Raw genomic sequence first — 14,478 nt, 5'->3', positions numbered from 1 at the left:
GTTTTCTAGGGAAAACGGCCTTTTTTGTGGGCGCTCGAAAAGTACGATCATGGGAGCGAGCTGTGTGGGAGCAAAGCTTGCTCGCGACACAGCGTCCCTATTCCTGTAAGACCGCATCGCGGGCAAGCCTTGCTCCCACACAATCCAATCGCCTCGCCAATGAACTGTGTCAGGCCGACTTGGCCAGGATCAGTCCATTCTCGCTCGCCGCTTCCAGGCGGATCGCGACGAATTTCGACGTCGGCGTGTGGCTGCCGTCGCCCGTGCTTTCCAGCGGCACCAGCGGGTTCACTTCAGGGTAGTAGGCCGCAGCCTGCCCGGCCGGAATGTCGAACGCCAGCAGGGTAAAACCCTTGACCCGACGTTCGCGACCGTCATCCCAGAGCGAGACGATGTCGGCTTTCTGCCCTGGCTTGAAGCCCAGGCGAATGATGTCCGCTTCGTTGGCGAACAGCACGTCACGCTGGCCCTTGACGCCGCGATAGCGGTCATCGAGGCCATAGATGGTGGTGTTGTACTGATCGTGGGAGCGCATGGACTGCATGATCAGGTCGGGCAACTGGCCGGTGGCGCGGGTACGTTCATGCACCAGGTCGCTCGGCAACCGGTTGGGCTTGAAGTTGGCGCGGCCCGACGGGGTGTTCCAGCGACGCGCACCAGCGCTGTTGCCCAGATAGAATCCACCAGGGTTTTTCAGCTTTTCGTTGAAGTCCTTGAAGCCGGGTATGGTATCGGCGATCAGGTCGCGGATGCGGCTGTAGTCGGCCACCAGCCAATTCCAGTCCACCGGACGGCTACCCAGCGTGGCGGCGGCAATGCCGGCGATGATCCACGGTTCGGAGCGCATCTGGTTCGACAGCGGCTGCAACTGGCCGAATGAGGCATGCACCATGCTGAAGGAGTCTTCCACGGTCACCGCTTGCGCGCCTTCGGTCTGCAAATCGATGTCGGTGCGGCCCAGGCACGGCAGGATCAACGCGTCCTTGCCGTGAGCCAGGTGGCTGCGGTTGAGCTTGGTGCTGATCTGCACCGTCAGCTCGCAATTGGCCAGGGCCTGGAAGGTCCGATGGCTGTCCGGCGTGGCTTGGGCGAAGTTGCCGCCCAGGGCGATGAACACCTTCGCCTGGCCGTCGGCCATGGCGTGGATCGCCTCGACCACGTTGTGGCCGTTTTCCCGCGGTACCTTGAACTGGAAGCGCCGCTCCAGGGCGTCGAGGAATGCCACCGGCGGACGCTCGTTGATGCCCATGGTCCGGTCGCCCTGCACGTTGCTGTGGCCGCGGACCGGGCACAAGCCTGCGCCTGGCCGGCCAATGTTGCCGCGCAACATCATCACGTTGGCGATTTCCTGGATGGTCGCCACCGAGTGACGGTGCTGGGTGATGCCCATCGCCCAGCACATGACCACGTTCTCGCTGGTGGCGTACATGCGCGCCGCCTGCTCGATTTCGACCAGGGTCAAGCCCGACTGCTCGACGATCTGTTCCCACGGCGTATCGTCGACCGCCGCCAGGTAATCCAGCACGTTGGTGCTGTGTTCATTGAGGAACGCATGGTCGAACACCGCCGCCGCGCCACTGTTCTGCGCCTCACGCTCCCATTGCAGCAGGAACTTGGCCATGCCGCGCAAGATCGCCATGTCGCCACCCAGGGCCGGGCGGAAATACGCGGTGTTGGTCGGCTTGTTGCCGTTGGTGAGCATTTCGATCGGGCTCTGCGGGTGCTGGAAGCGCTCCAGGCCCCGCTCCTTGAGCGGGTTGATGCACACCACCTGGGCACCACGTTTCACCGCCTCGCGCAGTGGTTCGAGCATCCGTGGGTGATTGGTGCCAGGGTTCTGGCCCCAGACGAAAATCGCGTCGGCGTGCTCGAAGTCATTGAACGTCACCGTGCCCTTGCCCACGCCCACGCTCTGGGCCAGCGCTACGCCGCTGGCTTCGTGGCACATGTTCGAGCAGTCGGGGAAGTTGTTGGTGCCGTAGGCGCGCACGAACAGTTGATACAGGTAGGCCGCTTCGTTGCTGGCCCGGCCCGACGTATAGAACTCGGCCTGGTTGGGGCTGGATAGCCCTTGCAGGTGCTTGCCGATCAGGGCGAACGCCGCTTCCCAACTGATGGGCTTGTAGCGGTCGGTTTCGGCGTCGTAGCGCATTGGCTCGGTCAGGCGACCCTGGTACTCGAGCCAGTAGTCGCTCTGCTCCAGCAGCGAGGTCACGCTGTGCTTGGCGAAAAATGCACCGTCGACGCGGCGCTTGGTGGCTTCCCAGTTCACGGCCTTGGCGCCGTTCTCGCAGAACTTGACCATACCGCTTTCGGGAGAGTCGCCCCAGGCGCAGCCAGGGCAGTCAAAACCGCCATTCTGGTTGGTCTTGAGCATCATGCGGATATTTTTCAGCGCGTTGTCGCTGGTCAACCAGGCCTGAGCGACACTGATCAGCGCACCCCAACCACCGGCCGGGCCCTTGTAGGGCTTGTAGCGCGGTACGGGTTTCTGGTCGGCTTGTTGATGATTGCTCACGCTTGTTTCTCCATCGCAGGGCTGTAGACCCGCGGCGCACTTTTTTGCGGCAGGTGGATGAGGTTGAGATTGTGTTGGCGGGCCCACTGCACGGCGAGGCCCGTGGGCGACGACAGGCTGACCAGGGTCTGGATGCCGGCGCGCAGTACTTTCTGGATCAGTTCGAGGCTGCAACGGCTGGTGACGATCGCCATGCCACCGGCCACCGGAATCTGTTGCCGGATCAATGCGCCGATCAGCTTGTCGAGGGCGTTGTGCCGGCCAATGTCTTCGCGGCCCAGCAGCAATTCACCCCGGGCGTTCATGAACAACGCCGCATGGACCGCGCCGCAATGTTGGCCCAGGGGCTGGAACTGGCTGATACGGTCACGCAGGCCATCGAGCCATTGCGCCGCGGGCAGGGGGGCGCCGGGCAGCACCTTGAGGTTTGGCAAGGCCTGTTCCACCGCTTCCACGCCGCACAATCCGCAGCCACTGGTGCCCGCCAGCTGCCGGCGTTGCTGCTTGAGGTTCCAGAAGGCGCGGTTGGCGATGGTCACCTGGGCATAGTGCGCGGCACCCGTGCCGCTCAGTTGCAGGTCATAGATGTCCGATGAATCTTCGATGATGCCGCTGCCGAGGCTGAAACCGACGATGAAGTCTTCCAGGTCGGTGGGGGTGACCAGCATGACTGCCTGGCTGATGCCGTTATAGGCAATCGCCAGCGCCACTTCCTCGGCCAGCGCGGTGCTGTCCGATTGAGAGTGGTCCAGATTGCAGTAGCGATAGCTCTGGCTGGCGACCGGCGTGGATGTTTCCACCGCTGGCGCTGGACTGACCGGAGGCTTGTCGTTCATGGGCATCACTGAAAGTAGGAATAGTGTTAAGACTAAATGCGGCAATCTGCCACGTCTAATCGCTATTACTGATCTTCCAATAGATGACGTCGATCAAGAAGTCGTCGCTGATTTCTGGTAGAGGGCAAAACAGGCCTCTGCCAACGCCGAGCGGGGGGCACCGCGCCGCATGATCAGGCCCAGCGGGACTAGCGTCTGGGCGTTTTCAATGGGTTGGATGCGCAAGTCCTCGGTCAGGACGTCCAGGCCGCTGTCCAGGGGCATCACCGCGCAACACAGCCCGCCGTGCACAGCTTGTAACAATTGGTGCACCGCGTCGGTTTGCAACAGCGGTTGTGGGGTCAGGCCCCGGCTGTGAAAGTTGTGGTCGATGGACTGACGAAAATGCATGCCGCTGGTGAGCATGCCCAGGGGCAGTTCGATCAAGGCTTCCCAACTCAGCGGTTGTTCACCGAAAAAGAAATAACGCTGGTCGTAAAGCAAGCCCATGCGGGTGGGGCTGAAGGGCAGGGCCTCGAAACGTTCGTTGTCCAGGCGTTCCAGGTAGGAAACGCCCAGGTCGATGCGGTTGTTCGCCAACTGTTCGAGGATGCGTTCGGAGCTCAGGGACGACAATTCGAAACGCAGGCTGGGGTGCTCGGTGTGCAAGCGCTGCATCATCGCCAGCGGGTCGAAGTCCGACAACGGCACCACGCCCAGGCGCAGCGTACCCACCAGGTTGCCCCGACAAGCCGCCGCTTCGGCCTGCAGCCCGTCATAGGCCGCCAGCACCGTGCGCGCCCAGGCCAGCACCCGTTCTCCTGGCGCGGTGAAACCTTCAAAGCGCTGGCCGCGGTTGACCAGCGGCAGGTCGAGTTCTTCTTCAAGGCTGCGCAGGCGCATCGACAGGGTCGGCTGGGTGATATGGCAGCGTGCGGCGGCCTGGCCGAAGTGACGGGTTTCGTCCAGCGCGATGAGAAATTTCAGCTGCTTGATGTCCATCTTCGCTCCAGGGCGCGGGAAGATCCGGATTCTAGCGCTTGCGCGTGGCGGGGTCATTGGTCGGCTGGGAACCGGGTTCGTCTCGCCTGGTCTAGTCTTTGCGTCTGGACATTTAAATCAAGGAGCGTGTGCCATGAGTATCTTTAGCTTTGTGAAGGAAGCCGGTGAAAAGCTGATCGACCTGCTGACCCCCGGCAATGCCAATGCCAGCGAACAACTGAAAGAGCACATTGAAAAGGTCGGCCTGGGCAATCCGAACGTGCAGGCGACCGTCGAGGGCGACAAAGTCATCGTGACCGGTGAAGTCGGGAGCCAGGAAGAGAAGGAAAAGATCCTGTTGGCGGTGGGCAACATCGCCGGCGTCGGCAGTGTCGACGACCAGATCACCGTGACGGGCCCGGTGGCCAAGGCGGCGCGTTTCGTGACGGTGAAGAAGGGCGACACCCTCAGCGCCATCTCCAAGGCCGAATACGGCGACGCGAACAAGTACAACAAGATCTTCGAGGCCAACAAGCCGATGCTGTCGCACCCGGACAAGATCTACCCGGGGCAGGTGCTGCGTATTCCCGAGTAACTTGCAGGCCTGTGTTGTCTTCATCGCGAGCAAGCTCGCTCCCACAGGGTTTCCTGGTTCGCCGCGAAACCAATGTGGGAGCGAGCTTGCTCGCGATGAAGACGGCGCGGTTCAAAGCCCGGCAATCAAGTCCCGATAATCCCCCAACGCCTCGAACTCCCCCGTATTCTTCGGTCCCTTGCGACTGTCCGGCTCGCTGACCGCCAACAGGTGCGCCACGCCGAAATCCCGGGCGCTGCGCAGCACCGGCAGGGTGTCGTCGATGAACAGGCTGCGGGCCGGGTCGAAATTCAGGTCGGCTTGCAGCGCGTCCCAGAATTGCGGGTTTTCCTTGGGAAAGCCGTAGTCGTGGGAACTGATCAAGCGTTCGAAGTAGGGGGCCAGTTCGATGCGTTCCAGCTTCAAGGACAACGAATCGCGGTGGGCATTGGTGATCATTACCACGCGTTTGCCGGCCCGCTGGATGGCCGCCAGGAACGTATCGGCGTCCGGGCGCAAGGCGATCAGGTGGGCGGTTTCCAACTTCAGTTCGCGCACCGGCAACTTCAGTTCAGTGCTCCAGAAATCCAGGCAATACCACTGCAACTGGCCGGCGTTGCGCTCGAACAGGGGTTGCAGTTCCATCTCGGCCATCGCCCGGCTCACGCCATGCAGTTCGGCGTAGCGCTGGGGCAGGTGTTCGAGCCAGAAATGGTTGTCGTAATGCAGGTCCAGCAGGGTGCCGTCCATGTCCAGTAGAACCGTATCGATCTCATGCCAGGGCAGCAAGGCCATAAAACTTCTCCAGCGGTAATCGGATATCCGACACAAACAATCAGAATAGGCCGGGTATAGTAGCCCGCTATCGCCCAGGGAGCCGTTTATGCGCCAGAAACCCACCATACTCGATCGCCGGATCGTCGCTACCAGCCGCCTGTTCTGTGTGGAAGAACTGAAATTGCGGTTTTCCAACGGTGTGGAGCGTACCTATGAACGTCTGGCGAGTAACGGTGCGGGCTACGGCGCGGTGATGATCGTGGCGATGCTCGACGCCGACCACGCGGTGCTGGTGGAAGAGTATTGCGGTGGCACCGATGCCTACGAACTGTCCCTGCCCAAGGGCTTGATCGAGCCAGGGGAAGACGTGTTGGCGGCGGCCGAGCGGGAGCTCAAGGAAGAAGCCGGGTTCGGCGCGCGACAGTTGGAACACCTGACCGAGTTGTCGCTGTCCCCTGGCTACATGAGCCAGAAGATCCAGGTGGTGCTGGCCACCGATCTGTATGAAGAACGGCTGGAGGGCGACGAACCCGAGCCGATGGGGGTGGACAAGGTCAACCTGCGTGAGCTCTCGGCCTTGGCGCAGAACCCGCAATTCACCGAGGGCCGGGCCTTGGCGGCGCTGTACCTGGCCCGTGACCTGCTGGCCCAGCGTGGAGCGTTCCTGTCATGACTTTCCCTCATCCGTTGATGGCTCCCGTAGTCGAGCTGGCGCTCCAGGCCGGTGAAGCGATCCTGCCGTTCTGGCGCGCCAACGTGCAGGTCAACCACAAGGCCGACGAGTCGCCGGTGACTGCCGCGGACATGGCGGCTCATGATGTGATCGTGGCCGGGTTGACGGCGCTGGCCCCGGATATTCCGATTCTCTCCGAAGAGGACGCCGATATTGCCCAAGGCGTGCGTGCCGGCTGGCAGCGCTGGTGGCTGGTGGACCCGTTGGATGGCACCAAGGAATTCATCTCCGGCAGCGAGGAGTTCACCGTCAATATCGCCTTGGTGGAACAGGGCCGTGTGGTGTTCGGTGTGGTGTCGATGCCGACCAATGGACGCTTTTACGTCGGCGGCGCCGGGTTGGGTGCCTGGCGTGGCGACAAGGGTGGTGTGCCTTTGCCTATTGCGGTTCGTGATGTATTGGCGCCGGGCGAAGCGTTCACCGTGGTCGCCAGTCGCCGGCACACCAGCCCGGCGCAGGAACGCCTGCTGGAGGGCTTGAGCGGGAGCCTGGGCGAGCTGCAACTGACCAGCATTGGCAGTTCGTTGAAGTTCTGCCTGGTGGCCGAAGGCGCTGCGGATTGTTATCCCCGGCTGGCGCCGACCTCCCAGTGGGACACCGCCGCCGCCCAGGGTGTGCTGGAAGGCGCGGGTGGCGAAGTGTTGGACTTGAGCGGCGAACCGTTCTGTTATCCACCGCGGGAGTCGCTGTTGAATACGTCATTCCTGGCGTTGCCGGCCAAAGCGCCGTGGCGTGGGAAGCTGTTGGAGCTGGCTCGCGCTTAAGTCTGGCTCGATCCCTTGTGGCGAGGGGATTGTGGGAGCAAAGCTTGCTCGCGATACAGGCGCCTCGATTTCTGAAAGACCGCAGCGCCTCCATCGCGGGCAAGCCTTGCTCCCACACAGCGATACCTCGCCACAGGGGCCGGCGGTGTTTCAGCGGTGCAACACGTATTGCCCCTCGAATTGCACCGCGATTTCATCGCTTCCCACGTTCATCACCTGTGTCTGCAACGCCAGCCGCGCCCGGCCATAGCGCCGATACGTGGCCAGGAAGCGTTTCCACAGCTTTTCCTCGGGCGCATCGCAGACGACAGTCGCATCGCGGGTCACTGGTAGCGGATAGCTGATCTGCCCTTCCTGAATCACGATATGCCCGTCTTCGATGCCTTCCTCGCGCAGGGCCAGGTGCAGCCAGCCCCAGCCACCCAGTACGGCGCCGCAATACAGGCTGCCACCGAACATGGTGCTCTTGTGGTTGACGTTGGCCGCCAGCGGCAAGGACAGGCGCAGTTGCCGAGCCTGCCAATCGAGCACCTTGAGGCCCATGTCCCGGGTCAAGGGGATGTCGTGGTGCAGGATCGATTCCAGGTAACGGCTGTCGCGGTTCATTGCGGGGCCTCTTGCTTGACGGGGAAATGACGATATTTCAATCGGACTCATCGGCCGAACCCTGGCTGCTGTCGCCGAAGGTCAGGCCATGCTTGCGCAACTTGTCGTGCAGGGTCTTGCGGGGGATGCCCAGGGCTTCGGCCAGGCTGCGCACCGAGCTGTGGGGACGCGCCAGTTCGGCGGCGATCAGGGTTTTCTCGAAGTTTTCCACCTGCTCGCTCAAGCCGCCACTGACCAGTTCCACCGGTGCGCCGGGGTTGCCGTCTGGCACGCTGTTATCCAGGGCCAGTTCCAGTCCCAGGGCAAAGCGCTCGGCGGCGTTCTGCAGTTCCCGGACATTGCCCGGCCAGCTGTGGCGCAGCAGCAACGCCCGTTGCGCCGGCTGCAATTCGTGGGGTGGCAGGCCATGGCGAGCACTGGCTTCGTTGGCGAAGTGCTGGAATAGCATGAGCGCATCCTCGCCCCGTTCGCGCAACGGCGGTATGCGCAGCGGCGCGACGTTCAGGCGGTAATACAGGTCGGCGCGGAAACGTCCCTGGTCGGCGGCCTGGCGCAGGTCTTCCTTGGTCGCGGCGATGACGCGGATATCCAGCGGGATCTGTTGATTGCCCCCCAGTCGTTCCACCATGCGCTCTTGCAGCAGGCGCAGCAGCTTGACCTGGACATCCAGGCTCATGCTTTCGATTTCATCCAGAAACAGCGTGCCACCGTTGGCGAATTCGAACTTGCCGATACGGCGTTTCTGCGCGCCGGTAAACGCACCGGGCTCGTGGCCGAACAGCTCGCTTTCCACCACCGACTCGGCCAGGGCCCCGGCGTTGATCGCCACGAAGGGGCCATTGCGTCGGCTCGAGAGGTCGTGCAAGGCACGGGCGACCACTTCCTTGCCGGCACCGGTTTCACCGAGGATCAGCACGTCGGCGCGGGTGGCGGCCAGTGCCCCGATCTGCTCGCGCAGGCGCAGCATCGGAGTCGATTGGCCGACCAGGCGGGCGCTGAGTTCGTGGCGGTCGCTCAGGGCCAGGCGCAGGCTGCGGTTGTCCAGCACCAGGCGGCGCAAGGCCAGGGCGCGGCGTACGCTGTCGAGCAGATGATCGCTGGCGAAAGGTTTTTCCAGGAAGTCGTAGGCCCCGGCGCGCATCGCCTGCACCGCCAGCGGCACGTCGCCGTGGCCGGTGATCAGCAGCACCGGCAGTTCCGGGTCCTGGGCGTGGAGTTCGCCCAGCAGTTCGAGGCCGTCCATGCCCGGCATGCGAATATCACTGACCACCACCCCCGGCCAGTCACGGGGCAGTTGCCCGGCCACGCCCTTGGCTTCGGCCAGGGGCAGGATTTTCAGGCCGGCCAGGTCGAGGGTCTGGCTCAAGGCCTGACGCAGATGGGGATCGTCATCGATCAGCACCACCTCAATCCGGTTATCGATGGTCATACACTTCGGTCCTCGGACGGTTGCAGGCTCACCCCGGGTGCGCCGGCGCGCAGCTTCAGGGTGATCAGGGCGCCGCCTTCCTTGTGGTTGGCGAACGACAGTTCGCCGCCGAAGGCGCGCATCAGGGTGTCGCAGATCGCCAGCCCCAGGCCAAGGCCCTGGGTGCGCGTCTTGGTGGTGTAGAAGGGCTCGCCGGCGCGGCCCAGGGCTTCCATGCAAAACCCCGGGCCGTTATCGCGGATGTACAGGTTGACGCCGGTGTCGGTGGCCTGGGCGCTGAGCCAGAGTTTGCGTGGCGGGCCTTTCTCGGTGAGCGCATCGAGGGCGTTGGCCAGCAGGTTGCCGAGTACCTGGCGCAGGCGGGTTTCGCCGGCCTCGACCCACAGCGTGGCGGCCGGCAAGTCGCGGATCAGTTCCACTTCCATGCTGCGCCGGCGTTTGGCGAGCAGCGCCAGGGCGTCGTCCAGCGCCGGTTGCAGGGCGACGCTTTCCGGGGCATGGCGATCGCGGCGGGCAAAGGCGCGCAGGTGGGCAATGATCGAGGCCATGCGCCCGGTCAGTTCGCTGATCAGCTTGAGGTTGCCGCGGGCATCCTCGGTGCGTTGGTGGTCGAGCAATATCTCGGCGTTTTCCGCGTAGCTGCGAATCGCCGCCAGCGGCTGGTTGAGTTCGTGGCTGATGCTCGCCGACATGGTGCCCAGGGCCGACAGCTTGCCGGCTTGCACCAGGTCATCCTGGGCACGGACCAACTCCTGCTGGGCTTGCTCGCGCTCCAGCACTTCCTGCTTCAAACGTCGGTTCAGCCCTTCCAGGTCGCTGGTCCGTTCCGCCACCCGCCCTTCCAGCTGGTGGCGGGCCTTGGCTTCGAAGGCGATCCGATCCAGATAATGGCGCCGGCGTTGCATCATCAAGCCGAGCAACAGCATCAAGACCAGCAATGCCGCACCGCCGATGGCGACCACGGTGCGCACAGGACGGTCGATCAACGTGCGCGGGGCGAGAATGCTCACGCTCCAGCCGGTTTCTTCGATGGATTGAGTCTGGGTCAGCCAGGCGTTGGCATCCAGGTTCAGCGGCTTGGGGTCGCGGGTCGGATAAGGCTGTACCGCGCTGATGGCCTTGCGCTCGTCGTCACCCAACGGCCGGGTCGCGCGAAACCGCCATTCCTGGCGCGACGTGAGGATGACCACGCCATTGTGGTCGGTTACCAGCAACTGCTCCGGGGTCTTGCCCCACAGGCTTTCGGTGTGGTCGAGGTCGACCTTGACCACCAGCACGCCGATGACTTTCTCGCGGTCGCGCACGGCGGCGGCGAAGAAGTAACCACGCTTGGCCGAGGTGGTGCCCAGGCCGAAGAAGCGCCCCAGGCGCCCGGCCATGGCTTCGATGAAGTACGGACGGAAGGCGAAGTTGCGTCCGACGAAACTGTCGTGCTTGTCCCAGTTCGACGCCGCCAGGGTCTTGCCGGTGGGGTCCATCAGGTACATGACTTCCGCGCCGGTCTGGGCGCTGATGTTTTTCAGCAGCCGGTTGGCGTTGCCTTGGGTCACGCCGTCGTCCGGGGCCGACAAGGCGGCACGCAGGGCCGGCAGGTCGCCGAGAATCTGTGGCAGCACCTCATAGCGGTGCAGCGTGCCCAACAAGTTGGCGACGTAAAGGTCCAGGGTCTGGCGGTTCTGCCCAGCCAGTTCACTGCGGTAATAACGTTCGGCCAGATGCTCCAACGGCCACAGCAACGGTGCCAGGCACAGCGCGAGCAAGGCCAGGCTGCGCCAACGGGGTCTGCGGGGAAGGGTGGAATTCATGAGCATCGGGCGCCTGTGGTGACAGGCGTATTATGCCTAGTTGCCCCGCAAATACTATTTGTAAGGCCTTACCAGGCTTGTCCGGCAAGACACTGCTGCAACGCGTCTCGCCAGTCGGGTTGGCTCACCGACCACTCCTTGAGCAGGCGGCTGCAGTCCAGGCGCGAGTTCAGTGGTCGAGGGGCCGGCGTCGGGTAAGCGCTGGACGCAATGGGCTCCAGCAGTGCACATGGCTTGTGTCGCTCCAGCAGGTTTTCGCCGATGGCCTGGGCGAAACCGAACCAGGACGTCTCGCCCCGGGCCGTCAGGTGATAGGTGCCCCAGGCTCCGGGTTGACCGGCCTGCCAGCGTTCGATCAGTTGGGCGGTGCTGTCGGCAATGGTGCCCGCCCAGGTCGGTGCGCCAATCTGATCGGCCACCACCCGCAGCTGCGGTTTTTCCTGCAACAGGCGTTGCATGGTCAGCAGGAAATTGCGTCCCTCGGTGGAGTACACCCAACTGGTGCGCAGGATCAGGTGCTGGCCGCCTGCCTGGCCGATGGCATGTTCGCCAGCCAGTTTGCTGCGCCCGTAGACACTCAGCGGGTTGGGCGTGTCGTCCTCGGTGTAGGGGGCGGGCTTGAGGCCATCGAAGACGTAGTCGGTGGAGTAGTGAATCAACGGGATGCCCAGGGCGAGCGCTGCTTGGGCCAGGATGCCCGGTGCCGTGGCATTGATGGCAAACGCCCGTTCCGGTTCGCTCTCGGCCTGGTCGACGGCCGTGTGAGCGGCGGCATTGATGATCAGGTCGGGCCTCAGGGCCTCGATGGGCGCGTGCAGGGTGTCCGGTTGCGCCAGATCGAGCTGGTCGCTGCCGCGTACCAGCAACTCGCCCATGCCGCTCAGGCGCGACTGGAGTGCCTGGGAAACCTGGCCATTGCGGCCGATGATCAGGATGCGCAGGTTGGAATTCATGGGAACAGGTCTGCCTCGTGCAAGGCCTTGCCGTTCTGGTCCTTGGCCGAGAGGATCGGCGCGCCTTCCAGCGCCCAATCGATGGCCAGTTGCGGATCGTCCCAGCGAATGCAGCGCTCGGCCGAGGGGGAGTAGTAATCGGTGGTCTTGTAGAGAAAGTCTGCCGATTCGCTCAGTACGACAAAGCCGTGGGCAAACCCTGGTGGCACCCACAGCTGCCGATGGTTCTGCGCCGACAGGCGAACGCTTGCCCATTGGCCGAAGGTCGGCGAGCTGCGACGAATGTCCACCGCGATATCCAGCACCTCCCCGGCAGTGACGCGTACGAGTTTCCCCTGGGCCTGTTCGATCTGATAGTGCAGGCCCCGCAACACACCCCGGGTGGAGCGTGAGTGGTTGTCCTGGACGAACTGCAGGGTGCAGCCGGTCGCCTCGGCAAACGCCCGGGCATTGAAGCTTTCGTAGAAAAAACCCCGATCGTCACCAAAGACTTTCGGTTCGATGATCAGGACATCCGGCAGACGGGTGGCGATGACGTTCAACGTGTTTCTCCGGCGATCTTGAACAGGTACTGGCCGTAGCCGGTCTTGCCGAAATACTGGGCGCGCTCAAGGATGTGCTCGCGGCTGACCCAACCTTGCTGGTAGGCAATTTCTTCCAGGCACGCCACTTTCAGGCCTTGGCGATGTTCGATGGTCTGCACGTACTGCGAGGCTTCCAGCAGGCTGTCGTGGGTGCCGGTGTCCAGCCAGGCGAAACCGCGGCCGAAGCGCTCGACGTGCAGGTCGCCGCGCTGCAGGTAGGCGTTGTTGACGTCGGTGATTTCCAGTTCGCCGCGTTTGGATGGCTTGATGGCCTTGGCGATCTCGATCACGTCGTTGTCGTAGAAGTACAGACCGGTCACCGCGTAGCTGGATTTAGGCGCAGTGGGTTTTTCTTCGATGGACATCGCCCGCCCTTCCGAGTCGAAGTCGATCACGCCAAATCGCTCGGGGTCCTTGACCCAGTAGCCGAACACCGTCGCGCCACTTGGCCGGTTGATAGCCGTCTGCAATTGCTCGCCGAAATACTGACCGTGGAAAATGTTGTCGCCCAGGATCAGGCACACCGAGTCGCTGCCAATGAACTGTTCGCCGATCAGGAATGCCTGGGCCAAGCCATCGGGCGATGGCTGCTCCGCATAGCTGAAGTGCACGCCAAACTGCTGGCCGTCGCCCAACAGGTTGCGGTATTGCGGCAGATCCTGAGGGGTGGAAATGATCAGGATGTCCTTGATGCCCGCGAGCATCAGCACCGAGATCGGGTAATAAATCATCGGTTTGTCATAAATCGGCAAGAGCTGCTTGGACACCCCGAGGGTAATCGGGTGCAGGCGGGTGCCGGAACCGCCGGCCAGGACAATGCCTTTCATCATGCAATTGCATCCTTGTTGTCGAGCGAGCCCAGGCGCTCGCCTTGATAACTGCCGTCCTGGACACGTTGGCACCACAGCAGGTTCTCGAGGTACCACTGCACGGTCTTGCGCAGCCCGGTCTCGAAGGTTTCCCGAGGTGTCCAGCCCAGTTCCCGTTCGATCTTGCTGGCGTCGATGGCGTAGCGCAGGTCGTGGCCGGGGCGATCCTGGACGAAGCTGATCAGGTCGGCATAGTGCTCGACGCCTTCGGGTTTGCGTGGCGCCAATTCTTCGAGCAGCGCGCAGATGCTGCGCACCACGTCGATGTTTTTCTGCTCGTTGTGCCCGCCAATGTTGTACGTCTCGCCGACCGCGCCCTGGGTGACGACCTTGAGCAGTGCCCGGGCATGGTCTTCGACGAACAGCCAGTCGCGCACTTGCTGGCCGTTGCCGTAGACCGGCAGCGGTTTACCGGCCAACGCATTGAGAATCACCAGGGGAATCAACTTCTCGGGGAAGTGAAACGGCCCGTAGTTGTTCGAGCAGTTGGTCAACAGCACGGGCAAGCCGTAGGTGCGTTGCCAGGCGCGGACCAGGTGGTCGGACGCCGCCTTGCTCGCCGAATACGGTGAACTTGGGGCATAGGCGGTGGTTTCGGTGAACAGGTCATCCACGCCGTGCAAGTCGCCATACACTTCGTCGGTGGAGATGTGGTGGAAGCGAAACGCGCGTTTCTGCGGCTCGGCCAGGGCCTGCCAATAAGCGCGGGTGGCTTCCAGCAGGCTGTAGGTGCCGACGATGTTGGTCTGGATGAAGTCTGCCGGGCCATCGATGGAGCGGTCTACATGGGACTCGGCCGCCAGGTGCATGATGGCCTCAGGCTTGAATCGCGCGAGCAGCGCACTGACGGTCGCTTGATCGACAATGTCGGCCTGGACGAATTCGTAGCGGCTGTCGTGATCGATGCTGCTCAGCGATTCGAGATTGCCGGCGTACGTCAGCTTGTCGAGGTTCAGGACTTGGTGCTCGGTATCGAGAATCAAGTGCCGTATGAGCGCCGAGCCGATGAAGCCAGCACCGCCAGTGATGAGAATGCGCATCCGGTTAAGCCTTTTTCCGTGGGACGACAA

The 14,478-nt window shown here is 63.0% G+C and carries 14 protein-coding genes; 3 read left to right on the top strand and 11 right to left on the bottom strand.

What is annotated here, in order from left to right:
- Positions 1-169: 169 nt before the first annotated feature.
- The 3 genes from AO356_RS10120 to AO356_RS10110 form a co-directional block, all read right to left on the bottom strand.
- Positions 170-2,518 (bottom strand): FdhF/YdeP family oxidoreductase, encoded by a 2,349-nt coding sequence (locus tag AO356_RS10120; RefSeq protein WP_060739661.1) that lies wholly within the window; start codon positions 2,516-2,518, stop codon positions 170-172.
- Positions 2,515-3,354 carry a formate dehydrogenase accessory sulfurtransferase FdhD gene (fdhD, locus tag AO356_RS10115; RefSeq protein ID WP_060739660.1) on the bottom strand — a complete coding sequence of 280 codons (840 nt, stop codon included), beginning with the start codon at positions 3,352-3,354 and terminating at the stop codon, positions 2,515-2,517. The genes AO356_RS10120 and fdhD overlap by 4 nt, the downstream gene beginning before the upstream one ends.
- Positions 3,355-3,447: 93 nt before the next feature.
- Positions 3,448-4,335, bottom strand: a complete 888-nt coding sequence (locus tag AO356_RS10110) for a LysR family transcriptional regulator (protein WP_060739659.1) — start codon at positions 4,333-4,335, stop codon at positions 3,448-3,450.
- Positions 4,336-4,468: 133 nt separating this feature from the next.
- Between AO356_RS10110 and lysM the strand changes: the two genes are divergently transcribed.
- Positions 4,469-4,909, top strand: a complete 441-nt coding sequence (lysM, locus tag AO356_RS10105; protein WP_060739658.1) for a peptidoglycan-binding protein LysM — start codon at positions 4,469-4,471, stop codon at positions 4,907-4,909.
- Between the two features lie 111 nt (positions 4,910-5,020).
- Here the strand turns inward: lysM and yrfG are convergent, their stop codons facing one another.
- Entirely contained in the window at positions 5,021-5,683 is a 663-nt protein-coding gene (gene yrfG / locus AO356_RS10100) for a GMP/IMP nucleotidase (RefSeq protein ID WP_060739657.1), read from the bottom strand.
- Between the two features lie 88 nt (positions 5,684-5,771).
- On the opposite strand from yrfG, the gene nudE reads away from it, so the two are divergent.
- Entirely contained in the window at positions 5,772-6,338 is a 567-nt protein-coding gene (gene nudE / locus AO356_RS10095) for an ADP compounds hydrolase NudE (RefSeq protein ID WP_060739656.1), read from the top strand.
- Positions 6,335-7,162: a 3'(2'),5'-bisphosphate nucleotidase CysQ gene (gene cysQ / locus AO356_RS10090; RefSeq protein ID WP_060739655.1), complete on the top strand. Its 828-nt coding sequence runs from the start codon at positions 6,335-6,337 to the stop codon at positions 7,160-7,162. Before nudE ends, cysQ begins: the two co-directional genes overlap by 4 nt.
- Positions 7,163-7,312: 150 nt before the next feature.
- On the opposite strand, the gene AO356_RS10085 is transcribed toward cysQ, so the two are convergent.
- From AO356_RS10085 to rfbB, 7 genes are all read right to left on the bottom strand, one after another.
- On the bottom strand, positions 7,313-7,768 hold the full coding sequence (locus tag AO356_RS10085; RefSeq protein WP_060739654.1) for a YiiD C-terminal domain-containing protein: 456 nt from the start codon (positions 7,766-7,768) through the stop codon (positions 7,313-7,315).
- Between the two features lie 37 nt (positions 7,769-7,805).
- Complete coding sequence (locus AO356_RS10080; RefSeq protein WP_060739653.1) at positions 7,806-9,197, bottom strand: sigma-54-dependent transcriptional regulator; 1,392 nt, start codon at positions 9,195-9,197, stop codon at positions 7,806-7,808.
- The gene (locus AO356_RS10075) at positions 9,194-11,002 is read right to left on the bottom strand and encodes a sensor histidine kinase (RefSeq protein ID WP_060739652.1); all 1,809 of its coding nucleotides are present in this window, start codon (positions 11,000-11,002) and stop codon (positions 9,194-9,196) included. The genes AO356_RS10080 and AO356_RS10075 overlap by 4 nt, the downstream gene beginning before the upstream one ends.
- A gap of 68 nt (positions 11,003-11,070) precedes the next feature.
- Positions 11,071-11,955 carry a dTDP-4-dehydrorhamnose reductase gene (rfbD, locus tag AO356_RS10070; protein ID WP_060739651.1) on the bottom strand — a complete coding sequence of 295 codons (885 nt, stop codon included), beginning with the start codon at positions 11,953-11,955 and terminating at the stop codon, positions 11,071-11,073.
- Complete coding sequence (gene rfbC / locus AO356_RS10065) at positions 11,952-12,497, bottom strand: dTDP-4-dehydrorhamnose 3,5-epimerase (protein WP_060739650.1); 546 nt, start codon at positions 12,495-12,497, stop codon at positions 11,952-11,954. The genes rfbD and rfbC overlap by 4 nt, the downstream gene beginning before the upstream one ends.
- Entirely contained in the window at positions 12,494-13,369 is an 876-nt protein-coding gene (gene rfbA, locus AO356_RS10060) for a glucose-1-phosphate thymidylyltransferase RfbA (RefSeq protein WP_060739649.1), read from the bottom strand. Before rfbA ends, rfbC begins: the two co-directional genes overlap by 4 nt.
- Positions 13,366-14,448: a dTDP-glucose 4,6-dehydratase gene (gene rfbB, locus AO356_RS10055; RefSeq protein ID WP_060739648.1), complete on the bottom strand. Its 1,083-nt coding sequence runs from the start codon at positions 14,446-14,448 to the stop codon at positions 13,366-13,368. The genes rfbA and rfbB overlap by 4 nt, the downstream gene beginning before the upstream one ends.
- Between the last annotated feature and the right edge of the window lie 30 nt (positions 14,449-14,478).

The sequence above is a fragment of the Pseudomonas fluorescens genome, from assembly GCF_001307275.1.
In the GTDB taxonomy this organism is placed as follows: domain Bacteria; phylum Pseudomonadota; class Gammaproteobacteria; order Pseudomonadales; family Pseudomonadaceae; genus Aquipseudomonas; species Aquipseudomonas fluorescens_AA.
Note: the sequence above shows the minus strand (reverse complement) of the source record. Positions and strands in the feature narration are given on the sequence as shown.

What these genes read in the sequence shown, in the direction of transcription:
- fdhD (WP_060739660.1), bottom strand. Translation starts at nt 3,354, where the DNA reads ATGAACGACAAGCCTCCGGTCAGTCCAGCGCCAGCGGTGGAAACATCC.
- AO356_RS10110 (WP_060739659.1), bottom strand. Translation starts at nt 4,335, where the DNA reads ATGGACATCAAGCAGCTGAAATTTCTCATCGCGCTGGACGAAACCCGT.
- lysM (WP_060739658.1), top strand. Translation starts at nt 4,469, where the DNA reads ATGAGTATCTTTAGCTTTGTGAAGGAAGCCGGTGAAAAGCTGATCGAC.
- yrfG (WP_060739657.1), bottom strand. Translation starts at nt 5,683, where the DNA reads ATGGCCTTGCTGCCCTGGCATGAGATCGATACGGTTCTACTGGACATG.
- nudE (WP_060739656.1), top strand. Translation starts at nt 5,772, where the DNA reads ATGCGCCAGAAACCCACCATACTCGATCGCCGGATCGTCGCTACCAGC.
- cysQ (WP_060739655.1), top strand. Translation starts at nt 6,335, where the DNA reads ATGACTTTCCCTCATCCGTTGATGGCTCCCGTAGTCGAGCTGGCGCTC.
- AO356_RS10085 (WP_060739654.1), bottom strand. Translation starts at nt 7,768, where the DNA reads ATGAACCGCGACAGCCGTTACCTGGAATCGATCCTGCACCACGACATC.
- AO356_RS10080 (WP_060739653.1), bottom strand. Translation starts at nt 9,197, where the DNA reads ATGACCATCGATAACCGGATTGAGGTGGTGCTGATCGATGACGATCCC.
- AO356_RS10075 (WP_060739652.1), bottom strand. Translation starts at nt 11,002, where the DNA reads ATGAATTCCACCCTTCCCCGCAGACCCCGTTGGCGCAGCCTGGCCTTG.
- rfbD (WP_060739651.1), bottom strand. Translation starts at nt 11,955, where the DNA reads ATGAATTCCAACCTGCGCATCCTGATCATCGGCCGCAATGGCCAGGTT.
- rfbA (WP_060739649.1), bottom strand. Translation starts at nt 13,369, where the DNA reads ATGATGAAAGGCATTGTCCTGGCCGGCGGTTCCGGCACCCGCCTGCAC.
- rfbB (WP_060739648.1), bottom strand. Translation starts at nt 14,448, where the DNA reads ATGCGCATTCTCATCACTGGCGGTGCTGGCTTCATCGGCTCGGCGCTC.